Origin of the sequence: Bradyrhizobium sp. CCBAU 53351, assembly GCF_015291745.1 — a bacterium.
Taxonomy (GTDB): Bacteria; Pseudomonadota; Alphaproteobacteria; order Rhizobiales; family Xanthobacteraceae; genus Bradyrhizobium.
In genome coordinates this window covers 3,697,157-3,720,864 of record NZ_CP030059.1, presented here as the reverse complement: position 1 = coordinate 3,720,864, position 23,708 = coordinate 3,697,157, and the positions used below count along the sequence as shown (strand labels likewise).

The following is a 23,708-nucleotide window of genomic DNA, read 5'->3' as shown; positions in this document are numbered from 1 at the left end:
TGCTCGAGCCTCATGGCCCTGGCCTTCGCCTGAGCCCCTCCTCTCCTCGGCATTTTCCATCCGCGGCACCGCCGCGACTCAGCTCGCAACGTTGCCGATCTCACCTCCACTTGAATTTGGACTGCGCAGGCGCCGCTCAGCGCAGGCCCAACAGCGAGCGGCGATACAGGCCGCCGCGGGCTTCGTTCTGGCAGACGAAGCTGCCGTCGAAGCCCTGGCCGTACCGCTTCTGACCCTTGCGGTAGTAGACGCCCTTCCTGAAATCGAGCCAGACCACCTTGTCGTGCGGACAATGACGCTGCGCCTGCGCCTCGTAGCGAAACGGCGTCAGCGGTGTCGCCGACACCTCCGCAGAGCCAGCGCCCACCATGATCGCGCCGGCGAGCGCCACCCCACTGGCCCATCTGCCGAAGCCGCTTCCCCTCACTCCCCGCCTCCCAATCCGGGCCGTCGCGCGACGGCCGCGCGGCACGCTATCACGGATGGCGCGATCCGCCGAAGGCGCCTGGCGGGCCGCGTCTTCCGCCGGCCATCTTGCCGGGTTAGAAAGCGATCGTCTCGATTGCGAGGATGCGGCCTGAATGTCGGTTGAGCCTTCACCCCAATCCGAACCTCGGACCGAACCGCGCCCGCCCTTGCCGCGCCTCGGCGTGCTGCCGATGATCATCTTCGGCTCGCGCTGGCTGCAGCTCCCGCTCTATCTCGGACTGATCGTGGCGCAATGCGTCTACATCGTTCTGTTCCTGAAGGAGCTTTGGCACCTCTCGTGGCACGCGATCAATCTCACCGAGCAGCAGATCATGATGAGCGTGCTTGCGCTGATCGACGTCGTGATGATCTCCAATTTGCTCGTGATGGTGATCGTCGGCGGCTACGAGACCTTCGTCTCGCGGCTCGACCTGCAGGGCCATCCCGACGAACCGGAATGGCTCGGCCACGTCAACGCGAGCGTCCTCAAGATCAAGCTCGCCATGGCCATCATCGGCATCTCCTCGATCGCGCTGCTGCGCACCTTCATCGAGGCCGGCAATCTCGGCTCGAACCGCGCCGGCTACACCGAGACCGGCGTGATGTGGCAGGTGCTGATCCACCTCACCTTCGTGGCCTCGGCGATCGGCATTGCCTATATCGACAAGCTCGGCGATTCCGGCGCGCACAAGCAGGCCGAATAGCGCCTGACGGCCGACTTACCTGTCTGTCTCGAGCTGCTGCATGGCCTGATGCAGGCATTCCTGCAGCTTGACCGCGATCTGCTCGCGCGCAAGGCCCGTGCCGGCAAGATCGCCTGACACCCTGTCGAGCACCTCGTCCATCGTCCTGTCTTGCAGATGGTCCGTCACCAGCGTCGTTGCATAGCTCGTCGCGGCATCGCCGTTCAGACCGAGCCTGCTTGCGGCCCAGAGACCGAGCAGCTTGTTGGACCGGGCCGTGGCCCTGAACATGAGTTCCTCGTCGTGGACGAATTTGGCCTCAAAGCCCTGCTCGCGCTTGTCGAACGTGGTCATGGTCAGCTCCATTGCGCTTTCGCTGATGAGGGTCGGACTGGCTGGGGGCGAACGTCTCCGCGGTTCACGCTGGTTTAAGATCATTTGAAGCTTCCGGCGGAAGGAAGACGCCGTCAAGCCTGCCAATGCCCCTTGGCCCGGAGTGCGCATGTCTGCGCAAGCTCAGCGCCAGCCAGCCCGGCTAAGTGGATGTCGTTTACCGTTCGTTAAGCAGACTCAGCGCCGCATGGCCTTGGGCACACCGGGAGCTGACGCATGAACAGAGAGCTTCGGGAATTTCGACGGCTTGAACGGGTCTGCCTGGAGCAGGCCGCCCTCTCCAACATGGACCTCACGCGAAGCGGGCTGCTCAAGGTCGCCGACGATTGTCGCATCGCAGCCGAGGGGATCGAAGCGCAAATGCCGCGCCGCGCCTTCACAGGGGCCGTCCAGACGCTCGTGCTGGTTTTGAGCACCGCGCGGATCTCCCCCCGGCACTAGCGCCGCCGTCCTGATGATCGTGTCGGAGGATTGCGGACGAGAGCCCGCGCGAGCTCAGTCCTTTGCCGCCGCGGCTTCACGCGCCAGTCGTTCGGCTTTCAGCCGCTCCTTGTTGGCGTAAAACGCCTTCTGCGCCTCTTCATGATCGCGCATGGCCTTTTCGGCCTCGATCCGGCGAGTCGCATCGCGCGCCTGGCGCTGCTCGGGGGTCAGGGGTTTGCGTCGGAAGGAAAGATCTTCAGCCATGGGAAGATAACGCCGCTGTGAGGAAAGAGTTCCTTACCCCCTCTGAACGCGCCTGACGCAAATGTGGAAAAACAACCCCATGCACAGTAGCTATGCTATTGTAAAATAAAGCCTTTCTATATGCCTCTAAAGCTCGATTTCGGCAATGACGGGCAGATGGTCCGAGAAGGCTCGTGCCTCCTCGTCGGTCCAAACTTTCACGATTTCGCTGTCGGACGTCGCATAGATCCGGTCAAGCCGCAGGAGCGGCAAACGCGACGGGAAAGTCCGCAATCGCGTGCGGTTCGGGCAGACCTGTGCGAGCACGCGCCGCACTGACTTGACCCAAAACCAGTCGTTGAAGTCGCCGAGCACGACGGTCCTCGCCGGCTTGACGAGGCTCACCAAGGCCTGAGCCTGCGCATAGCGCTCGTGGATGCTCAAGCCCAGATGCGTGGCGACAACCCGCACGTCGCCGGAGGGGGTCAGCAGGCTTGTCGCAATGGCTCTGCGCGGCTCACGCTCTCGATACGACACGTCGGCGATCTCGGGCGCTCCGGAAAATGGAAAGCGGCTCAGGAGCATCTGACCGTAATCGCCATCCGCAGTGACGATCGACTTGGCGTGAACGCGGTGATCGCCGACGACACTTGCGAGCTTCGAAAACGGATCGTTCGACCTCGATCGCGAATCCACCTCCTGGAGCGCGACGACATCGGGAGCCCATTTGCGAATAATGGAGCACACGCCCTCGAGATCGAACTTCGGATTGAGGTTGAACGTGCCATGCACGTTCCAGGTCATGAAGCGCATCAGCGCCTCCCGGCGAGCCAGGCCGCGACGAATTGCGCGCCGGCGCAGATGCCGAGCCAGCCCAGGAACGCCAGCACGAGCAGCAACATGCTGCTCCAGGACGCATTGCGGGCCACATCCGCGATCTGCGCCCCGAGAACCGCCATGGCAAGGATGCCAGGGGTCATGCCCAGCAGGGTGCCGACCAGGAAGTCACGCAGAGGCAGCGTGCTCGCACCGGCCACGACATTCACCACCGAGAACGGTGCGATGGGAATCATCCGGATCACGACGACAGCCAGGATGCCCTTGCCGACGACGCGGTCCTGGATGCGCGCCGCACGCCGTCCGAGCAATTGCTGGAGCCGCTGTCGTCCGAGTGCCCGTCCGATCACGAACAGGATGAAGGCGCTAAGCAAGACTCCGGCGATCGCCGTGACGAAGCCCAGCCATGGCCCAAGCGCGGCCGCCGTGGCCGCAATGAGCACGAGCACCGGAAACACCACCAGGCCGCCGACGACAAAAGCCACGACCGCAAGTGGAGGCCCCCAGACCGACTGCGAATAGCCGGACAGCAAATTCGAGATGCGTCCCGTGTCGGCGAAGCCGCTCAAGGACGTGTACGACCACGCCATAGCGAGGCCAAAAAGCGCCACGGCGATCGAGACGATCCCGATGATGGTCTTGGTGCTCCACATCCGAGAGGCCGCCCGCTCGAGGTGAAGGGGTCGCTCGGGATCCGCCACCGGCTGAACCATCGTGGCCAGCGTGCTGGTCAGGACCGAGGCTTCCACTTCCCGCAGCGTCTTCGCCCCATCGGCCGTCGTTACCTCGTCCAGGAAGTCAAAGAGACGAGCGTCGTTTTGCACGATGGTGTGTTCGTCGACGCCGCAGAAATGCGCGATCAGGCGATGGCGAACCGGTACGACGAAATCCCGATGCTCATCGGACGCGGCTTCAAAGATCAGGTCACATTCGCTATCGGCCCCCATCGACCGGTTGTTGAGATTGGCCGATCCGATGCGCAAGATCCTGTCGTCAACGATCATGAGCTTGCTGTGCACCATGACGGCCGCTTCCGTCTCCCCATCGCGCGAGACGGGGTAGACGAAGCGGATACGATCGGCGACTCCGGCCTCGCTGAAACAGGCGATGAAGGCGCCGCGGCCGTTCTGCATGGCCTGGGATTCCAGCCACGAGGAATGCAGTTTCGGCGCAACGACCAAGACCCGCAGCGCCGGCACGCGCTGCATCTGCGCGGCCAATTCCTGAGCCATCCTGGTGGCGCTGGTGAACTGATTTTCGATGTAGATGAAGCTCGTCGCGGACCGGATCGCTGCGATCAGCGAACGCTCGACCTCCCTGATGGTCGAATCGATGGGGCACACGACGTCGGTCCTGGCGATGCCCACGGGCATGTGCTCGGCCTCGACCGGCACATGCGCCGGCCAGCGCGCACGCTTTGTCGGTTGCCGCTCGTGCGTCAGTTGGCCTGCCGCGCGCCAGCGCGCCTCTACGAGTTCGAACAGTGAGGCGGCGGCATCGCCGTCGACCAGGCATTGAACATCATGAAACGGCGGGTATGGCTTGCCTTGCGGATCGCAGCGCAACGGCAGATCGGCGCGATGCTCGCTGGTGTCCCAGCGACGGATCGTCAGATCGAGGCCGCCGACGAACGCCAGTGAACCGTCGATGCAGACAATCTTCTGGTGCTGCGCTGAACCGAACGGAAGAGTGGAATCCAGCACAAACTGGATTCGGCCATCGGTATCGGCGGTGAATTTCGCCGCGGAATTCCACTCCCTTTCGGAGGCGTAGAACGAGACGAAGTCCCAGACCAGAATGTTGATCCGCAAGCCCGGCCGGCGATGCACCAGCGCGCGCAGAAATGGACCCAGTTGCTCGGGCAAGCCGTCATCCGCCCGCCCGGCGGCCCCGACCAAATTCGTCTCGCTATGGATGTCCCATCCGACGATGTAGACGAGATCCTGCGCATCGAGCAGCGCCTCGCGCAGGGCGGCAAAGTATGCGGCAGCGTCGTTCAAAACCGCCACGCGCCGCGTCTTGCAGCGTCGCCAGACGGTATCGCCGGGGATCAGGGTCGATGAGCTCTGAAGCAGGTGGACCTCGCAATTCGCGTTCGCGTCTAAACGCGCTGAACGCTCAAGGGGTTCCATCGCTTGGGAGGAGTGGCGCGTGCTCATGTCGCCCATACGCCCAATCAGACCCAGGCGTATCCACGTCAAAGATTGGCGGTACGTTGGCTCCGAAAAGCAATCTCGCGGGAACTCGCTCCCTTATCTTTCGTTAGAGATCGACCAAGAGGGAGAGAAATGGTGCTTATCCAAGCTGTGATCTTGTCGCTGGCTACGCTTGGACCATTGCCGGCCCCGCCTGCCCAGGAAGCTCAAGTTCAACTGGTCCAATTCCCCGGAAGAGGCCGCTCTTGTCCGCACGGCTACGACTTCAACTATTCGAATGGTCGCTGCTTTCCGAACGACTATCACGCCCCCGGCGCCTACGCGCGACCGCGTTACGCACCTTACGGCTACGGTGAACGCTATTACCGCCCTCACCGGCATCGGTATTACGACCGCTACTAGGCGAAGGCCCGCCGCAATAGCCCCGCGCTTGTCGCCGGCAGCTAATGCCAAAGCCGGCGCGTGATGTTCAGGAAACCGGCGAGTGGCACTCCGATCAAGATGCCCGCAAGCCCATATGCAATTCCGAACAGCGTCGCAGTCCAGGGGCCGGAGCTTGTGGCTATGCCATAGGCGCCCCCAATCGCGCCGAGCGCCCCGGCGATGACGAACATGTTGCGATCGTTGCGGGCCTCGACGTTGTGTATCGGTCTTCGCTTGCGACTGAGCGTCGGCGAGTTTCTTCGGCGCGCACGAGGCTGGATTACACTGGCCGGGCGAAGCCCATCGTTACGTCTGCATGCTTCTCCAGCAGCTCACGTACCGCCATAACGACGAATACTCCCTCACCTCAAGGAAATCATGATCGCGCTCAGATTGGCGGCGAATTCTGCGCCCAGCTTTCCTCCTTGCAGGATCATTGTCACCCCTTTGTCGTTCCGCAGGTGAGCGCCGTTGATGCCCCCGACAACAGCCGCACCACCACCGACCGAGCTATAGACGCCGGCGAAGTCGCTCACATCCTTTATGCCGGAGGCCCAGCCCTGCAGTCGTGCGACACTTGCCCCTGCCGTGATGCCGAGGCTCGCTCCCGTTACGCGGAATGGATAGTTGCGGCCGCGATAGGTCAGAACGCCGTTGCCGGCGCCGCCTCCGATCAGCAGGCCAGCCTTCACGATCTTGACGCGCACTTGCCCCGCTGCTTGGGCGAACGACGGGGTGGCAGGCGCGGCAAAGGCGAGCAGCGCGCCCGCAACAAGACAACGCGCGATCGACAGAAGCGCAGCTCTCACCTCACTTTGCCGGGGCATCGACCTTCTTCCAGGTCTCATCAGGATCGAACAGCGAGGTACGCTCGGCGACGAAGGCCGTGCGCTTGCCGAGATCCTTCTGGTAGACGGTACCCGCATGATTGACCAGGAAGGTCATGATGCCCGAATTGCCGTATTCGGCAGGCCAGGCGATCAAGGCGAAGCCCCCGATCATCTTGCCCTTGACGACGTAATTGAGCGCGCCGCCGGGAGCGTCCCGGCCCTGCCCTTTGAGAATCCGGAAGTAGTAGCCGTGATAGGGCGCAGGTCCGACATCGCCGGCGCGGTAGCCCTCTTTCGAGGCCTCGGCCGCCAGCGCGCCGAGTGGGCTCGGGTCGTTGTCGTCGCGCCAGAACAGGCCGTCCTTCTTGCCCGGCGAGGAGACGATGCGCTGCGCATAGATGCCGGCGCCCTCGCCGCGGTCCTTGTCGGCATATTCATTCTGCGCGTCGACAAAGGCGAGCGCGGTCTGGATCGCATCGAGTTCGTTGCGACCGATACGCCGGCGCAGCACTTCGATGCGTCCCTCGTCGGTGTCGAATTCCCAGCCGGCCTTGGTGTTGACCAGCGGAATGGGGAACGGGAAGTCATCCGGACCCAGCACCAACGTCGCGGTCTTGTTGCCTTCGGCCTTGATGGCGTGCCTGGCATCATACATCGACGTGAAGCGCGCTCGGATGTCGTTGTCGGCGATCTCGTCGCCAGAGGAGACGATGTCGTCGGCGGCACGCCCAAGCACTTTCAAGATGTCGTCCGGTCCGCTCTTGACCGCGGCGGCGAGCGCAGCCGCCGCATCCTCCGGCGTCTTGAAGGATTGCTGCGCCTGCAGCTCGGAGCCGAGCAACACCAGCGTGATGATGCCCGGCAACATTGCGCGACGGAATGTGTCTAGGACGGTCATGGCGTCACCTCCGCAGGGACCTTCGCGCCGCCGGCGAGCCAGTCGCGGTAGGTGCGGAATGTCAGCCCCAGCTTTTCGTAATGGACCCGCAGATAGCCATCGCTGCCGCGCCTCACCGCGGCAGGCATCACCTGCTCGACCTCCTGGGCCATGACGCCGACATAGGCCTTGTCGCTACCGATGTAGCTGAAGCGATAGTAGCCGATGCCGCTCGAGAGATGGCCGAGGAGCGTGATGTCGTGCTTCAGCGCGATATCGGAGCGCCGACCACCGCCACCACCGCCACGGAAGCCGCCCCCGCCACCGCCTCCACGCATCGCCGCTCCGCCACCGCCGCCGCGGCCGGCAAAGCTCGGGCCGCCGCCGCCACCGCGCGGCATGCTCGCCATGCTCGACCGCCCACGGGCGGATGCTGCAGCTGCCGAGCGGCCGGAGGAGACGTTCATGGCACCGCCACGATTGCCGCCGCTGCCACGATTGGCCGCAGCGCCGCCGGCGCGGTTAGCAGCCTTTGCGCGATCGCCGCCGGCCTTGTTGGCAGCCTTGGCGCGGTCGCCGCCGCCCTTGGCGCGATCCGCGGCTCCGGCACGATCACCAGCGCCGGGCCGATCACCGCGGTTGCCTGCACGATCTCCCGCACGATCTCCCGCGCGGTCTCCTGCCCGGTCACCGCGATCACCAGCACGATCACCGGCACGGTCGCCTGCCCGATCTCCCGCGCCCTGATTGGGACGCAAAACCTGGTTGCCATCACGACCGCGGAAATCCATGCGGTCCGACACGCCGGCCTTCAAATTGCTGTTGCCGAAACGCTGCTGAACGTTGCTGTTGTTGTAGCGGACGCCGCCGCGATGCGCCGGATTGTGCTGCCAACCATTGCCGATGTTGGTGGTGCGGTGGTTGACGTAAACGTTGCGATTGCCCCAGTTGCAGCCGCCGCCCCAGTAATTGCGCCACCGCCCGATCGCCCATGCGGTGCCGAAAGCAAGCCCCGCCGCGACCACACCCGCGCCGATATAGGACGGATAGCCCCAGTAATAAGGCGGATATTCCGCATAGGGCCAGCCGCCATAGACCGTGGCCGGATCGTAGTACGGCACATACATCTCCGCGGGATTGGCCTGCTGGATCACGACGACCTGCTTGCCTTCCTGAGACTGAACGCTGACCTTCTGCTGCTTGGTGGTGACAAGCTTCTTGTTGTCATAGGCCTTGGTGCGCAGGCGCTGGATCGCATCCATCACATCGGGCTGCTGCGCGAGAAAGGCATCGCCGAGCTTCTTGGTCCAGTCGAGCTGGTCGCTCATCATGGTCAGGACGTCGGCGGTGCTGGCGAGCGCCTTGACGCTGTCGTCCCAGGCCTGCTTGTCCACCTCCGCCTTCAGTGCGTCACCCTTGAGGGTCTTGCGCTCCTTCAGCCAGCGGTCAGCCTGCACCACCTCGAGCGGATAGGTCGAGGCGGCCAGAACGTTGGCGAGGAGTTCATCCGGATAGAGCGCGATCGGCGCAACAAGGGCCTCGAGCTGCTCGGGTTTCAGAAGCTCGGCCGACGGCGCCGCGGGACTTGCCGGCTGCGCCTGCGGAGTCGGGACCGCAGGCGTCGTTGGGGTCTGTGCCATTGCAGCGAACGAGGTCGCCATTGTGAACGCAAGCGCCATCAGGATCTTGCCGCAGCGAAACATCACACCCTCCTTCGTACTTCCAACTGGGGAAGATCGAGCCGGATCGGAGGCGTTCGTTGATCGAGATCAACGAAACGAGATCCACGGGACTGCTGCAGCGCAAGACCAAACCCTCATTCGATCAGTTCGGCATCCATCATGGGCCGGCACGCGACGCTGCGCCAACAGGGTAATCGTCATTTCCGCGACCGCGGAGGAGAAACGGCCGCGGCGCCCCGGAGGCTCGATCAAGATCAAGGGTATCGCCTCTTCAGCCCGCGATCGGGAGCCGCATCGTGAACAAGGCGCCGCCAGCGGCGCGGTTTGCCGCGACAATTTCGCCGTGATGGGCCTCGATGATGGTTTTGACGATCGCCAGTCCCATTCCCATGCCTTGCGGCTTGGTCGTGAAAAACGGATCGAAAACCTGAGCGAGGTCGGCCGGGGCTATTCCGGGTCCGGTATCGGCGATCCTGATCTCAGCCTGATTGCCGGCCCGAAGGGTCGAGACGCTGATCTCCCGCCTTCCGGCGCCCGCATCCGACACCGCATCCATCGCGTTGATGACCAGATTGAGGATGACCTGCTGAAGCTGGACTGGATCGCCCTTGACATGGAGATCGGTCAGGACAGGCGCGTAGGTCAAGGCGACGCGGCGTCCGTCGGCAACGGCCTTCAGAAGGTCGAGCGCTTCGCGAACGGTACCGTTGAGCTCGGTGTCCTTGATTTCAAACGGCGTCCTTTTCAGGATGGAGCGCAGCCGGCGGATCACCTCGCTTGCCCGTTGGTCGTCGCGCCTGATGTCGGCGAGAATCTGACGAACCTCGTTGATGTCGGGCGCCTTGGCGCTCAGCATGAGTTCTGCCGTCTCGGCATTGGTCAGGATGGAGCCGAGTGGTTGGTTCAGTTCGTGGGCGATGGACGTGGTCAACTCGCCGACGGCGGAATAGCGATTGGCGTGAGCGAGCTCGGCGAGACGCTGGCGCGATTCGACCTCGGCAAGGCGCCGCCGCCGCCGCTCGTGCAGCAGCCCGCTGATGAGACCGCCCTGCACGAGGAACGCAGCAGCGATCATCAACATCTCCCAGCGATAACGCTCCCAGATGTTCGGCTCGCGAAACAGGATCTGGCTGTCAGGAGGCAAACGGCTCTCGCTGATGCCCCAGCGCTTCAATTCCCGCCAGTCGTATCGGGGCGCTGCGAAGCCGATAGGCTCATAGTTGACGCTCTCCGGTTTGGCGCCGCCGAGGATGCCGATCGCGGCGCGAACAGTCCTTGAAGTCGTTTCCGCGATCAAATGCATCGGTCCTCCGACGGGACCGTCACCGAAAAAAGGCTCCTGGTAGGAGAAGATCGGAGCATTCGCGACTGCATGAAGGCTGCGCAGGGCAATGTCGCTCTCGTGGACGACGCCGGCCGCATCGACCGACATCAGCCCCCAGAACAGCACGGTCTCCGGCGGGAGCTTCGATGCGCGCCTCAGGACCTCCTCGAATGACAGATCCGAATACCAGACCAGCTCGACTCGCCCGTCGAGAGGTTTCAGCTCCCGCTTGACCTCCTCGACCCAGAACTTCTCGAGTGGCGAGGCGCCCACCACGACGGCAACGGACTTGGTGCCCGGCAGAAGCTGCAGGATGTTCTCGAATGCCGCCATAAAATCGTTGCGAACTGCCACGACCACATCGTTGGAGCTGAGACCTGCGCGATCAATCAGCCGACTCTCGACCGCGGTGAGAATGAGCGGCGTATCTGGGAACAGTCTTGCACGGTATCTCTGCGCAAAACGGGCGGCAGGCGCGCCGATGCTCAACACCACGTCGGGCGTCGCGCCCTGGTACAGCGAGTGCAGATATTCGACGAATGGCGCCTCAGGACCAGGATTGTTGAAGCGCGCTGTGAGCAGGGCGTGCTCCTGGATGTCGAGCGGCCAGAGCGACTGTCGCTCGAGCTCGTTCTTGATGTCGCGGGCATATTCGCTCCATGGCCGAAACTCGCGGCCGAAAGAGTGCAACACCAGCACGCGCTTGAGCTCGCCGCGCCGGCTTCGCTCGCCCGCTTCCGCGCGCCAGGACAGCAGGCTCATGGCGACGAACAGGCCGAGACACAGCAGTGCGGCCACGGCTGGCCACGGCCTGACGGAAACACCGCGCATGCGCCCGCTTCACTCCATTACCGCAGCTTCCGACGGCTGCTTTCCAGGCAATTCTAGCGGGTGATGCGGCGCGCGGACAGGCTCGAAAGTGCGATGCATCCCCTTCAATGCCCGCTCAAGACCAGCGTCTGGATCGGCAACAGCAAAGCCTGGATACGCAGCAGCAGCGCGTGGACGAGGCCGACGCCGTCGACGACGTGCAGCGCAATCTTGCGGCTGGTCGGGGTGTCCTTGGCGGAGATCTCCTCATGATTGCTGGTATAGGCATTGACGATGCAGCTGCTGCCGGGCGTGACACCGTCGAGACCGCCCTTGTAGAGCGGCTCCAGGAACACGAGAATTGTCCCGGGCTTCACGGCATTCTGCGCCTCGAGCAGCTGCTGCCCGCCCTGGAATTGTCCGGCGGCGATATAGTCCTGCACCGACGTGATCACCATCGGGATAATGACCCATGGCTTGGAGATGCAGGTCGCTTCAGCCACCATGCCTTCCTTCATGACCTGTGCTTCAATCTGCCCAAACCCGGCCTGCAGCGCCTTTCTGCCGGCGCCATCCGGGATAAGCACTCCCGCAGGCCGCAACAGTTGATTGACCACGTCGCCGACGCGGAGCAGAAATTGCTCGACCCGGCCGTCGACCCCGGCACGGATGATGGTCTGATCCAGAAGCACCTGCGCCTCCGCCACCGCGGCCTCGGCGCTGGCCTTCTGCGCCGGCAGGGAGGTGGAGACCTGCAATGACGCCGCTTGTCTTGCGGCGTTCGCCGCATCAATGCCGGACTGGCGCTGATCGACCAGCACCTGGAGCTTGTCGATGTCCCGTTGGGGAACGATGCCGGGATTGCGGCGCTGCAGCTCGCTCTTGACCTCGAGCTCGTCCTTGGCCTGCTGATAGTTCGCCTTGGCCTCGCCGATCTGCGCATCAGCCTTGACGACTTCGGCCTGGGCGGTCTGCAGGCCCGCATCAATTTCAGCAACCTTACGCCTTGCGGTTTCGAGCGCGGCTTCCTGCTTCGCGCTGTCCAGCCGGAACAGCACATCGCCCTTCTTCACCGCCGCGCTGAAGCCGACATTCACCTCGGCCACACGTCCGGCCACGCCCACGGGCATGACCGGGACTGTGCGGAAATACAGCGTCGCCGACGACGTCGCCGGATGGAAGTAGAAGATCATGGTGATCAGCGACACCGTCAGCATCAGACAGCTTGTGATGCCCCAGCGCAGCTCGTACCAGATCGAGAAGAAGGTGATCTCCTTGCCGAAGCGCTTGCCCTGAGCATAGCGGCGGTAGAGGTAGTCCGGCAGGATCGTGACGAGGGAGCAGATCAGGAGCTCAAGCATGGCCGGGCTCCCTGTCCTTAGCCGGCGCCGGCTTGTCTGCCGGAGGCGGCGTGGTCACCGCTTCCCTCTCCGGCTCAACGTCCTCGCCGGCCGGCGTGGCGTCCGCGATCCTCTCGACAGAGCCGGCAATGCTGCGCAGCGGCGTGCCAAAATCGGGCAGATCGATCATCGCGAGCAGGAGGCCCGCAATCCAAAAGATATGCATGTGCGTGAACAGCGAGATCAGACCGAGCACGGCAACGAACTCGAATTGCAGCTTCTGCGATTTGTGCGCCATGCGCTCCGGCAGGCTGTGCAGCTTCCAATAGAGCGTACCGACCCAGAGCACGGTACCGATCAGGAAAACTCCCATGACGACCATGAGCGTATCGGTCCCGCTTCCCGGCGCGAGATAAAACGGCAAATGGTGCGGAGCCATCGGGTGAAGCTGATCGCTCAAACGTCTCTCCCGGTCAGTGAAACGGCACTTCTGGCACCCTGTTCAGGTAGTCTCGCTGTTTGCTTGATTTGAATCAAGGGAACGCCTTTCGCCCGACCTAGCGTCTTCCCGATGCTGATTGGATAATCATCAGGAGCCGCCAGCCATGCCGGGTCTCGACGATCTCATCCCCAACGCCGCCCAGATTCGACAAGAAGCCGCTCTCAAGGAGGCGGAGAAGGCTGACGAATATGTCCGCCTCGCTGCGGCGGCCGATGCGGAGAAGCGCGCTCTGATCGAGCGTCTGAGCAAGCCCTCGGGCAAGAGCGAGGAGGAGAAGATCCAGCTCGCCTCCACCATCATCAAGCGTGCGGTGCGAAATGGCCTGACCGAAGTGCTGGTCTATCGCTTCCCCAACTCGCTCTGCACGGACAAGGGCCGCGCCATCAATCAGATGGAAAAAGGCTGGGAGAACACCCTGACCGGAATTCCCAAGGAAATATTCCAGCTGTGGGTCAACTATCTCAAGCCGCGCGGCTATCGCATTTCCTACCAGGTCATCGATTTTCCCGGCGGCGTGCCCGGCGATATCGGCGTGACCATCTCCTGGGACGAATGACGCGCAACAGGAGGCAACGGCATGGCCAAGGACGCGCCTGCGGAGCGGATGAAGCGCAAGGACTACGAGAAGGAGCTCGGCAAACTCCAGGTCGAGCTCTGTCACTTGCAGGAATGGGTCAAGGTCCAGAAGCTGAAAGTGATCATCATTTTCGAGGGGCGCGACGCCGCCGGCAAGGGCGGCACCATCAAGGCCCTGACCGAGAAGGTGTCTCCGCGCGTCTTCCGTGTCTGCGCCCTGCCCGCCCCCTCCGACCGGCAGAAGTCCCAGCTGTTCATGCAACGCTATATCGAGCAATTTCCCGCCGGCGGCGAGATCGTGATCTTTGATCGCAGTTGGTACAATCGCGCCGGGGTCGAATACGTCATGGGCTTCTGCTCGCCGACCGAGCACAAGCGTTTCCTGGAATTGTGCCCGCTGGTGGAGAAATTCGCCGTCGACGCCGGCATCATCCTGATCAAGCTCTGGCTGGAGGTCGGGATGGAGGAGCAGGAACGCCGCTTCATGGCACGGATCGAGGACCCGCTGCGGCAATGGAAGCTGAGCCCGATGGACACCGAATCGTTCGGGCGCTGGTACGATTATTCGCGCGCGCGCGACATGATGTTCGAGGCGACCGACACCAAGCATGCGCCGTGGCGATTGATCCGCTCCGACGACAAGCGCCGCGCGCGGCTCAACGGCATCTCGCACGTCTTGAGGACGATCCCCTACAAGAAAGTCAAGCGGGACAAGGTCAAGCTGCCGCCGCGGTCTCACAAGGGACGCTACAACGACCAGGCAAGCCTGCGCGGTCTCAAGTTCGTGGAAGAGCGTTACTGAAACCCAGCATGATGAAATACGAAACGGGCTGCGACGACGCAGCCCGTTCTGTTTGCGACCTCCGGCTCGGACTATTTGAGCTTTATCGTGACGCCGCCAACCGCGGCCGACACTTCCGCGCCGACCCTGGGTCCGCTGAGCTGAAGGATCACGCCATTGGCGTTCTGAAGTTGAACCGCGCCCGCGCCGGCCGCGACCGCACCGCCAGCGCCTCCAACCGCATACGATCCTTCGATCGACGCGGGCCCCTTCAGACCGATGGCCTTGCCGACGAACTTCGTCGTCGAGGCGCCGACCGTGAGGCCGACGCTCATGCCGGAGACGGTGAACGGATACTTCTTGCCCCTGTAGAGCAGCACGCCTTCCCCTCCGCCAACGCCGACGATGAAACCGCCTTTGGTGAAGACGACCGCGACCTGGCCGGTATCGGCACGCGCCGGCGTACTCACGGTGATGGCCGTTACGAGCATGGCGGCCGCAACCGCACCGAAGCTGACTTTTCTCATGAGGCTGTTTTCCCTTTTCATCATTGCGCCAGGAGCATCGCGAAGTAGCCGAAGATCGTCAGGAGGATGCCCGAGACGGCATAGCCGACCGGGAATCCGATCCATGGCACCGAGCTCTGGATCTCGACCGCGGCTTCGCGGCACGGACCGGAATGCGATCGCGCGCCGGCAACGCCGCCCATCAAGACGGCCGGGTTGATCTTGAAGACGTGGAAACCGATCGCCCAGACGATGAACGGCGGGATGGTGCAGGCGATGAAGCCGACGATAAAGATCTTCAAGGCGATGGCGCCCGTCAACTGCGACAACAATCCTGCGCCCGCATTGACCCCGACGATGGCGACGAAGACGACGAGGCCGAGATCCTCGAGGACGTTGCGTGCCGCATTCGGCGTGTTGCCGAAGAAGCGCAGCCGCGACACGACCGAGGACACGATCACGCCCGAGAGGAGCAAACCGCCTGCGTTGCCTAGGCCGACCTTGGCGCCGAAAGCCGGAAATTCGATCATGCCGATCAGGAAGCCGATGATCATGCCGACGGACAGGGTCAAAAGATCGGTCGACGTATTGGCGCGCGCGATGCGGCCCCACATCTCCCCGAGCTCGTTGACGGCCGACTTCAAGCCGACCACCGAGACGATGTCCATGCGTTCCAGCTTGGTCTTGAGACCAGCCGGAATCTGCACACCACCGCGTTCGACCTTGGTGACCTGCAGCTGGCCGGCGATCGCCGTGTCGCGGAAGGACTCGAACGTCCGCCCCACCATGTCCTTGTTGATGACGAGGATGTCCGCCTGGTCCATGGGAATGCCGAGCGTCTTGGCGTCAGCGACCTCAGGGCCGATAATGCCCATCTTTTCCGTGAGGTGCTCGGTCGATCCGCCAAGGGCGACGATATCGCCCTTTTGCAGCACGAAGTCGGGATCGGCGCCTTGGGGCTCACCGTTCCGCCCCACATTGACGATCCGGTACTCGGGATTGACCGTCCGGAATTTTGCGATGCTCATCCCGACGGTTGCCGGGTTCTCTAGCCGGTACGCGCGCAGGCCGAACTGGCGATAGCCGGTCAGGCCGCCACCTTCGAGATCCTTGACGCCGAACTCCTGCTCGTACTGCTTCGCGGCGGCCTTGGCGTCGACGCCCCACCAGCGCGGCAGATATTTGCAGATCAGGATGATGCCGACGGTGCCCCAGATATAGGTGATGCCGTAGGACAGCGCGATCATGCCGGATGCGTCCTCAGGCTTCATGCCAGCGGGCAGCTTTACGACGCCGGACGTAACGGCCTGCTCGGCGGAGCCGATCGCCGCCGACATGGTCTGGGAACCCGCCAGCATGCCGCCGGCAGCACCGGGCGGAAGCGCAAACAGCTTTGCGCCGATGACTACAAGCGCCAGGCCGAGCACGCTCGATACGAGGGCGAGGATGCAGAACTTGAGGCCATCGCCCTTCAGGCTGTTGATAAAGGAGGGGCCGACGCGCAAGCCCACGCCGTACATGAACAGATAGTAAAACAGGCTCTTGGCGAAGTTGTTCAGCTCGAGCTTCACGCCGTAAGTCGAGGCCCAAACCGACAGGCCCGCCCCGACCACGATGGCTCCGGCAACCATGCCGAGGCCATAACCCTTGATGCTGGCCCGGCCGATGTAGACGGCGAGACCGACGACAAAGAACAGCAGCAGATACGGATACTGCCGCAGAAACTCGAAAAATGCCTGCATGGTCCCCTCCAAGCGCTAAGATGCGGCCTTGAGCTTTGGCTTCGCGTCGGCCTTCGGCCGGCCGAGCTTCGCCAAAGCTTCGCTGCGCACGAGCTTCAACCCTTCCTTGGCGTCATAGCCATGGATCTCCTTCACATCGAGCTTGCGCATGAAGTCGATGGTCTCCTGAGTGATCACTTGGCCCGGCACCATGATCGGGAAGCCCGGCGGATACGGGATCACGAAGTTGGCGGAGACGAGTTCGGGGCCGGCCTTCAGCCGCCGGTCGATCTCGGGATCGCTGAGGCGGATGTGCTCGCAGCCCGCGGCGTCGTAGGCCGCATAGAAGCCGGTGCGAATATCGCCCTCGTTGGTCTTGGTGCCGGCATCGCCGCGGAAGCTCGGGTGGAAATGCGAGAAGTTCGGCAGATCCGGCACATCTTTCATCAGGCTCGTGACCCGAGCTTCGAACGTCTTCCTGGCATTGGCACCGCCCTGGGTAAGGCCGCGGTCGATCTCGCCCGCGATCTCGGCGAGCACGCGGATGAGATGCGCGACGTCACTGCGGGTGTTGTTGATGTTGGACTGGACCAGGACCGAGTTGCGAGAAGTCTTGTTGACCTGGATGTTGTAATCGTTGGCGAGAATGCCCTTGAACTGCGTCCCGTCATAGCCGGCCGTGCCGCACACCAGCGTCATGCGGGTCGGATCGAGGCAGAACTCGTCCTCGTCCAGGCTCTTGAGCGTATTCGCCCAATTGACGCCGGGTGCCAGAAAATCGGTGAAGCCGCTCTGGCGGTATTGCGCCGGCACCATGGCGTCGGCGCCGAGAATGCGGAAGTATTTCGAGATCAGCGGATTGTTGTTGACCGCCTGGCGGATCGCGAACGCAATCTCGATGGCATTGGCGACTAGGCCATAGCCTTCGAGCTCCATCTGCCGCCGCGAGATGTCGAGGCTCGCGATCAGCTGCTGGTTCGGACTGGTCGAGGCATGGGTGAACACAGCCTCCTTGAACTGCTGCTCGACGGTGTGGAATTCGACGTCCTTGACCGACAGCATCGAGCCCTGGCGGATCGCCGACATCGACTTATGGGTCGAATTGGTCTGGTAGACGCGCAGCCGAATCTGTCGCGGATCCGGGATCAGCCGGGTCTTGAGCAGCACCTCGTTGGACGGGGTCTTGCCAAGCTCGGCCTGCTGCTTGTCATAGGCCGCGACCGACTTCGGATCCCGCATCCACGCCTCGATCTCGTTGGCGGCGCCCATGGCGGTGCGTCGGCGCAGGAAGGGCGAGAAACGCGCGAAGCCGAACCAGGCCTCGTCCCACAGGAAGATCAGGTCGGGCTTGATGGCGAGACATTCCTCCATCACCCGGCGAGTGTTGTAGATGTGGCCGTCGAAAGTGCAATTGGTGAGATCGACCATCTTGACGCGGTCGAGCCGGCCGTCGGCCTTTGCGCTCAGGAGCGCCTGCTTGATGGTCTTCAGCGGTACCGCACCGTACATCGAATATTCCGTCATCGGGAAGGCTTCGACATAGAGCGGCTGCGCACCCGCCAGCACCATGCCGTAGTGATGCGACTTGTGGCAGTTGCGATCGACGATCGCGATGTCTCCCGGCGCGAGCAGCGCCTGCACCGCCATCTTGTTCGAGGTCGAGGTGCCATTGGTGACGAAGAAGACGCGGTCGGCGCCGAGCGCCCTCGCCGCCTTCTCCTGCGCCTTCTTGATGTTGCCGGTCGGCTCGAGCATGCTGTCGAGGCCGCCCGTGGTGGCACTGCTCTCGGCCAGGAACAGGTTCGGGCCGTAGAACTCGCCCATGTCGCGGATCCAGTCGGACTTGAAGATCGACTTGCCGCGCGCGATCGGCAACGCGTGGAACGTGCCGATCGGGCGCTGCGCGTATTTCTTGAGATTGTCGAAAAATGGCGTGTCGTATCGATCCTGGATGCCCTCGAGGATCGACAGGTGCAGCTCCAGGAGCTCTTCCACCGAATAGAAGATGCGGCGCACCACGGCCGCCTCCGGATTGCCTGCCAGTTCCTCGACGTCGCGATTCGAGATCATGTAGAGATCGAGCTCGGGCCTGACGCGCTTGATGATCTGAGCGAGCCGCAACGCCGAGGCGTCGGTTTCATCGTTGAGCCCTGCCCCAGCCATGATCGAACGCAGGACCGGCGCATCGTGGCGTGAGCGCAGCCCGAAGCCCTCGTTGATGATCACAGCGCCGATGTTGGAATTGAGCATCGTCGCGCAGAAGGCGTCCTCCAAGCTTCCGACGATGACCGGTTCATAGATGAAAGCATCGACCGGGCGCCGCAGCTTGCGCCATTCGGCCGCGAGCGCAGGCCATTGGCCGGGCGACAGGCCGGTGACGATCAGCGTCTCGAAATAGGGGCGACGCGCGCTGTGCGCGCCAAAAGACGGCGGCACCAGTTCGGGCGTATCGCCATTGCCGTCGTCCTTGGCGCTCCAGTCGCCGGCATGCTGGCGAAAAGATCGCGTGGCCAGCGCCTGGGCGATCCGCGTTGCAAGGGCGAACGAGGCTGCGCCGTCGCCCGCGGACGCGGCCTCCCGCAGCGTTGCCATCAGTTGCAGGCCGGGATAGCCGTGAAACTCCTCGGTCACCGAGAGATCGGCCAGCGCCGCGTCGTAGGCCGCGCGATTGCCGACCCGAGCCCAGGTCTTGGCGGCTTCGACCAGATCGCGCCAGTCGTCCGCCCGTGCGCCGGGTCCGGAGAAGAACTGGTCAATGCGCTTCAGCGCGGCCTTGGGCTCTTTGGACATGTATCTCTCCCGATCCATGAGGGCAAAGGTGATGCCGGATCGTGAGTGCGGTGCCGGTCGTTCCATTGATCCAAGTCAACGGTCCCGTGCATTCTGACGGACGATGCCATGCCGCTCGCGACGCAATACGAGGCGTCAGGTTGTTCCTTGCCCGCTCCTTGCCTGATCATCGGCAAGCAGCCTGTCGAGCGACCGCAGCCACTGGGTGCTGTCGGTCCTGTCCGCAAGTCCTTCGGCGCGCAGGAGGTCGCGCAGCTGCGCGTGGGCGCCGACGATGCAGAACGTCACCTTGCGTGACGCAAGTTCGCCGTGGAGATCACGCAGCATGCGGGCGCCAGCCAGATCGATATAGGGTGAGGCCGAGAGGTCGCAGGCGACCAGGCGCACGGCCGGTGAGGTCCGCAACGCCGTCAGGACGGTGTCCAGGATCGTCTCGGCGTTGATATAGAGCAGCGAGGCTTCGGGCCGGAATGCGATGACGCCCTCCATGGGCTCCACGCCTTCATGTCTGGCGCTGTCCGAATAGCGGCCGCTGCCCGGCAACCGGCCCAGGAACGCGACGTTCGGTCGCGAAGCCCGCGCCAGCAGCAGGAAAATCGACGCGATCGACGCCAGCAGGACGCCCTGGAGAATGCCGAGCAGCAGCACGGAGATCAGCGCGATCGCCGCCGCGTGGAAATCGATCCGGCTGACACGCCACATTCGGAGCAGTGCACGAACGTCGACCAGCCTGTAGACGGCGGCGAAGACGATTGCCGCGAGCACCGCCTTGGGCAGATTGGTCAGCAGCCCCGTGAAGAACAACAGGCACAGCCCGAGCGTCACCGAGCAGATGACCAGCGCGAGCGGCGTCCGCGCTCCCGCGTTGTCGTTGACGGCTGATTGCGACAAGCCCCCGGCGACGGGATAACCATGGCCGAACGCAGCGGCGAGGTTTGCCGCGCCCAACCCCAGAAACTCCTGGCGAACATCGAGCGGATAGCCGTGCTTGGCAGCAAAGCTGCGGGCCGCCGATACGCCCTCGATATAAGCCAGCAGGACGCAACCGGCTGCGAGCGGAAAGAGATCGTCGAATTCCAGCAAACCGAACGTCGGAATTCCCAGCGCTGGCAGCCCTTCCGGTATCTTCCCCGTAACGGGCACACCCAATGCCGGGAGGCCCAACAACGTTGCCAGGAGGATCGCGAGCGCGACGACGGTGATGCCAACCGGCTTGCCGGGCAGGAGCCGCTCGCCGAGTAGCAGCAACATCAGCGCGACTGCCCCAATGGCGAGCACAAGCGGGTCAATGCCGCCGAGTTGCCCGGCCAGCTTGACGGCGCGATCGAAGAAATTGTGGCCGCCACCGGCAACTCCGAGCAGGCTCGGCAACTGGCTCATGATGATGGTGAGCCCCGCCCCCGCCTTGAAGCCGACCAGAATACTGTCGCTGACCAGCCGGACGAGGACGCTGAGCTTGAACAGCCAGGCGATGAGGCACAGCACCGCCACGGCAAACGCCGCAAGGCTCGCGATCTGCGCATAGCGGACCGCATCGCCCCCTGCGAGCGCGGCCACGGTCCCCGCGATCATCAGGGAAATCGCCGACGTTGGACCGATCGCGAGTTGGCGCGACGTCCCGAGCAAGGCGTAGCCGATGCCGCCGAGCATGTAGCCGTAGACGCCGATCTGCGGCGGCAAGCCGGCGAGCGCGGCATAGGCGAGCGAGACCGGGATCGCGTAAGCGGCGAGCGTGATGCCGGCGATCGCGTCGGACCGCAACCATTCGCTTCGGTATGCTGCAAGCCACTGAGCCGGTGGAAAGAATCGCATCCACGTCGGCTCCGAAGGCGAGCTCATCTGGTTACCTCCTGCGGGGTCGCTTCGCAACGCAACAGAACGATCAACAGCGCGACCACGGGAATCCCGAGTGCGAGATCAGGAATGATCTTTGTCGTGTATGCGCCGGCGGCCGCGCCGAAACCGAAAACCGCACACAACGCAAAAAGGATCGCCGACTTGCGCAACGTCCCGAGCGGTGCACCGCCATGCACGACCGAGAAAACGTTCTCGATGGCTTGACGCATGTTTCCCGTAATCATCACCGTGCTGCAAAGAGTGCCTTCGACCCTTGCGAACATCGCCGATTGCATGGCTGCGACCACGGAGATGCCAAGCGTTCCCGCGAGGTCCGGCAACCGGTTGTGCAGAACGGCGATCGCGATCAAGAGCACGATCTCGACGACGGTACTAATGGCCCCGGCGCGCTGGCCGGCGACACGGCGCAGCCAGGCCGCGATCACGATGCCGACTGCGAAGGCCAGGATCGGCGGCACGAAGTGCAAGGCCTTCACCCAATTGCCGGCCATCGCATAGACCCAGAGGAAGATCAGATTGGCGGTCTGCGCATTGGCCAACACGCCATGGATGATCCAGGTATAAGCGTCGATGAAGCCGCCGGTGAAGGCGAGCAGCAGCACGATCTCGATCGTCTCGTCCCGGCGGATCGCGCCGGCAGCGACGTCCATCGTACTCATGTCCGTCATGAGGGCTGTGGCAAACGCATCATCAAGTCATAGGGATCGCTCCGTGCCTGCCGGAGCTTGATCTGGATCAAGCAATGTCCCGCGCGCGGCCAATCAAATCGCACCAAAGCGCCGGGGGAACTGCGACCATGGCTACCGTCAGGTGGATCATCTCCGCCGCACCGGAAATCTTCCTGCTGCTCGCCATCGCGATCGGGACCATCCTCGGCCGGATCAAGGTGCGCGGCTTCTCGATCGGGACCACCGCCTGTATCCTGGTCGTCGCGGTGCTGATCGGCCAGCTCGGGAGTTTCTCATTCCCGCCGATCCTCAGGGCGATCCTGTTCAGCCTGTTCGTGTTCACGATTGGCTACCGTTCCGGGCCGGAGTTCTTCGCCTCCCTGAGCGTGCGGACCCTGGCGCAGGTCGTGCTGACGCTGGTAATCGGAGGGACCGGTCTCGTCGCTGTCCTCATCTTCGCGCGGCTCTTCGCGCTGGATACCGGGACGGCAGCAGGCTTGACTGCCGGCGCGCTGACCCAGTCCTCCGTGATCGGGACGGCCTCGGGCGCGTTGTCTCAGCTCGGCCTGCCCCCCGACGTGCTGAAGCAGCAGGAAGCCAATATCGCCGCCGGCTACGCCGTGACCTACGTGCTCGGCTACATCTTGACGCTGCTGTTCGTCCCGTTCGTTGCCCCCCGGCTGATGGGCATCGATCTGAAGGCGGAGGCGAAGAAGCTCGAAGCCGAGCTCGCCGGCGGCGCGCCGCCGAAGACGGAAAACCTTTCCTATCGCAAATTCCAGGCGCGCGCCTATCGTGTCTCGGCGGGGGCGGGCCGTAGCATTGCTGAGATCGAGGGCGAGATCGGCAGCCGCACGGTCGTGGAACGCATCGTGCGCCGCGGAGCCGACCTCAAACCGCAGCATGACACGTTGCTCGAGGCCGGCGACGACCTCGTCATTACCGGTCCAACCGCTGCGATCGTCGCCGCCGAACCCGTCATCGGGGACGAAATCGACGCGGGGGAATTGCTGCGCAGCCTGCCGGGCAATGTGATCGAGGTGCTCGTGGAAAGTCGCCACCTGCACGGCCGCTCGCTCCGGGACATCGTTGAGCGGCTTGGCGACAATGCGCGTGGCGTCTTCCTGCGAGCGCTCACCCGGATGGGTCGGGAGGTCCCTCTCGGTCCCGATACGCGGGTCTATATCGGCGACGTCATGACGTTGGTTGGCAGCACCGGCAACATCGCGCGGGCCGCGGCGAAGGTCGGACACGCCCTCAATACCAGCGACCGGACCGACATCGCCTTCGTTGCCGCGGGCATCGCCGTGGGCCTGCTGGCCGGACTTGCCAGCTTCAAGGTCGGCACTGTCGCTCTGACGCTCGGCGGCGGTGGCGGTGCATTGATCGCGGGGCTCGTCTGCGGCTGGCTGCGGACGCGCAGGCCCGGTATCGGCGCCATTCCGCCGGCGGCGCAGCAAACCTTGAGCGATCTCGGGCTTGGCGGCTTCATCGCGGCGATCGGACTCGGCAACGGGCTTGCCGCCTGGTCTGCAATCCAGGCGCACGGCCTGCTGCTGGTCGGGATGGGCACCGTCGTCACGCTGGTCCCGATGACGATCGGGACGCTCGTCGCCTATCATCTGCTGCGCATGAACCCTGTGGTGACCTGCGGTGCGCTGGCCGGTGCCATGACCGTCGATGCCGCCGTCACCGGCGCATGTGACGTTGCCGAGAGCCAGACGCCGGTGCTCGGCGTCGCTGTGCCCTATGCGGTCGGCAATGTCGTCCTCACCGTGCTGGGCCCGATCGTCGTGGCCGCCACGTTCAACGGGTGAC

At 63.7% G+C, this 23,708-nt stretch carries 22 protein-coding genes; 5 read left to right on the top strand and 17 right to left on the bottom strand.

What is annotated here, in order from left to right; all coding sequences use genetic code 11:
* Positions 1-136 precede the first annotated feature (136 nt).
* Positions 137-370, bottom strand: coding sequence for a hypothetical protein (locus tag XH83_RS17455; protein WP_371746362.1), 234 nt, complete (start codon positions 368-370; stop codon positions 137-139).
* 211 nt (positions 371-581) lie between these two features.
* Between XH83_RS17455 and XH83_RS17450 the strand changes: the two genes are divergently transcribed.
* A complete protein-coding gene (locus tag XH83_RS17450; RefSeq protein ID WP_194402065.1) occupies positions 582-1,172 on the top strand; it encodes a TIGR00645 family protein in 591 nt (196 codons plus the stop codon).
* A gap of 15 nt (positions 1,173-1,187) precedes the next feature.
* Here the strand turns inward: XH83_RS17450 and XH83_RS17445 are convergent, their stop codons facing one another.
* The gene (locus tag XH83_RS17445) at positions 1,188-1,505 is read right to left on the bottom strand and encodes a DUF1476 domain-containing protein (RefSeq protein WP_194402064.1); all 318 of its coding nucleotides are present in this window, start codon (positions 1,503-1,505) and stop codon (positions 1,188-1,190) included.
* A 255-nt stretch (positions 1,506-1,760) separates the two neighbouring features.
* Between XH83_RS17445 and XH83_RS17440 the strand changes: the two genes are divergently transcribed.
* Positions 1,761-1,985 (top strand): hypothetical protein, encoded by a 225-nt coding sequence (locus XH83_RS17440; protein ID WP_194402063.1) that lies wholly within the window; start codon positions 1,761-1,763, stop codon positions 1,983-1,985.
* Between the two features lie 54 nt (positions 1,986-2,039).
* Here the strand turns inward: XH83_RS17440 and XH83_RS17435 are convergent, their stop codons facing one another.
* The 10 genes from XH83_RS17435 to XH83_RS17390 form a co-directional block, all read right to left on the bottom strand.
* Positions 2,040-2,231: a hypothetical protein gene (locus XH83_RS17435; protein WP_194402062.1), complete on the bottom strand. Its 192-nt coding sequence runs from the start codon at positions 2,229-2,231 to the stop codon at positions 2,040-2,042.
* A gap of 126 nt (positions 2,232-2,357) precedes the next feature.
* On the bottom strand, positions 2,358-3,023 hold the full coding sequence (locus XH83_RS17430; protein ID WP_194402061.1) for an endonuclease/exonuclease/phosphatase family protein: 666 nt from the start codon (positions 3,021-3,023) through the stop codon (positions 2,358-2,360).
* On the bottom strand, positions 3,023-5,206 hold the full coding sequence (locus XH83_RS17425; protein WP_246776256.1) for a VTT domain-containing protein: 2,184 nt from the start codon (positions 5,204-5,206) through the stop codon (positions 3,023-3,025). The genes XH83_RS17430 and XH83_RS17425 overlap by 1 nt, the downstream gene beginning before the upstream one ends.
* A 440-nt stretch (positions 5,207-5,646) precedes the next feature.
* Entirely contained in the window at positions 5,647-5,817 is a 171-nt protein-coding gene (locus XH83_RS17420; protein WP_194402060.1) for a hypothetical protein, read from the bottom strand.
* A 171-nt stretch (positions 5,818-5,988) separates the two neighbouring features.
* A complete protein-coding gene (locus XH83_RS17415; RefSeq protein WP_246776255.1) occupies positions 5,989-6,333 on the bottom strand; it encodes a hypothetical protein in 345 nt (114 codons plus the stop codon).
* Positions 6,334-6,436: 103 nt separating this feature from the next.
* Positions 6,437-7,354, bottom strand: coding sequence for a DUF2950 domain-containing protein (locus tag XH83_RS17410; RefSeq protein ID WP_194402058.1), 918 nt, complete (start codon positions 7,352-7,354; stop codon positions 6,437-6,439).
* Entirely contained in the window at positions 7,351-9,036 is a 1,686-nt protein-coding gene (locus XH83_RS17405; protein WP_194402057.1) for a DUF3300 domain-containing protein, read from the bottom strand. Before XH83_RS17405 ends, XH83_RS17410 begins: the two co-directional genes overlap by 4 nt.
* A gap of 250 nt (positions 9,037-9,286) precedes the next feature.
* The gene (locus XH83_RS17400) at positions 9,287-11,170 is read right to left on the bottom strand and encodes an ATP-binding protein (protein WP_194402056.1); all 1,884 of its coding nucleotides are present in this window, start codon (positions 11,168-11,170) and stop codon (positions 9,287-9,289) included.
* A 104-nt stretch (positions 11,171-11,274) separates the two neighbouring features.
* Positions 11,275-12,510: an HlyD family secretion protein gene (locus tag XH83_RS17395; RefSeq protein ID WP_194402055.1), complete on the bottom strand. Its 1,236-nt coding sequence runs from the start codon at positions 12,508-12,510 to the stop codon at positions 11,275-11,277.
* Positions 12,503-12,928, bottom strand: a complete 426-nt coding sequence (locus tag XH83_RS17390; RefSeq protein ID WP_194408300.1) for a hypothetical protein — start codon at positions 12,926-12,928, stop codon at positions 12,503-12,505. Before XH83_RS17390 ends, XH83_RS17395 begins: the two co-directional genes overlap by 8 nt.
* Before the next feature lie 166 nt (positions 12,929-13,094).
* On the opposite strand from XH83_RS17390, the gene XH83_RS17385 reads away from it, so the two are divergent.
* Positions 13,095-13,547, top strand: coding sequence for a hypothetical protein (locus XH83_RS17385; protein WP_194402054.1), 453 nt, complete (start codon positions 13,095-13,097; stop codon positions 13,545-13,547).
* A 21-nt stretch (positions 13,548-13,568) separates the two neighbouring features.
* Positions 13,569-14,369, top strand: a complete 801-nt coding sequence (gene ppk2 / locus XH83_RS17380) for a polyphosphate kinase 2 (RefSeq protein ID WP_194402053.1) — start codon at positions 13,569-13,571, stop codon at positions 14,367-14,369.
* A gap of 71 nt (positions 14,370-14,440) precedes the next feature.
* On the opposite strand, the gene XH83_RS17375 is transcribed toward ppk2, so the two are convergent.
* From XH83_RS17375 to XH83_RS17355, 5 genes are all read right to left on the bottom strand, one after another.
* Entirely contained in the window at positions 14,441-14,875 is a 435-nt protein-coding gene (locus tag XH83_RS17375; RefSeq protein ID WP_194402052.1) for a hypothetical protein, read from the bottom strand.
* 20 nt (positions 14,876-14,895) lie between these two features.
* Entirely contained in the window at positions 14,896-16,596 is a 1,701-nt protein-coding gene (locus XH83_RS17370) for an aspartate:alanine exchanger family transporter (RefSeq protein WP_194402051.1), read from the bottom strand.
* A 15-nt stretch (positions 16,597-16,611) separates the two neighbouring features.
* Complete coding sequence (locus XH83_RS17365; protein WP_194402050.1) at positions 16,612-19,365, bottom strand: decarboxylase; 2,754 nt, start codon at positions 19,363-19,365, stop codon at positions 16,612-16,614.
* 135 nt (positions 19,366-19,500) lie between these two features.
* The gene (locus XH83_RS17360; RefSeq protein WP_194402049.1) at positions 19,501-21,204 is read right to left on the bottom strand and encodes a SulP family inorganic anion transporter; all 1,704 of its coding nucleotides are present in this window, start codon (positions 21,202-21,204) and stop codon (positions 19,501-19,503) included.
* Entirely contained in the window at positions 21,201-21,881 is a 681-nt protein-coding gene (locus tag XH83_RS17355) for a YoaK family protein (RefSeq protein ID WP_194408299.1), read from the bottom strand. The genes XH83_RS17360 and XH83_RS17355 overlap by 4 nt, the downstream gene beginning before the upstream one ends.
* A 137-nt stretch (positions 21,882-22,018) precedes the next feature.
* On the opposite strand from XH83_RS17355, the gene XH83_RS17350 reads away from it, so the two are divergent.
* Positions 22,019-23,707 carry an aspartate:alanine exchanger family transporter gene (locus XH83_RS17350; RefSeq protein ID WP_194402048.1) on the top strand — a complete coding sequence of 563 codons (1,689 nt, stop codon included), beginning with the start codon at positions 22,019-22,021 and terminating at the stop codon, positions 23,705-23,707.
* Position 23,708: the final 1 nt, after the last annotated feature.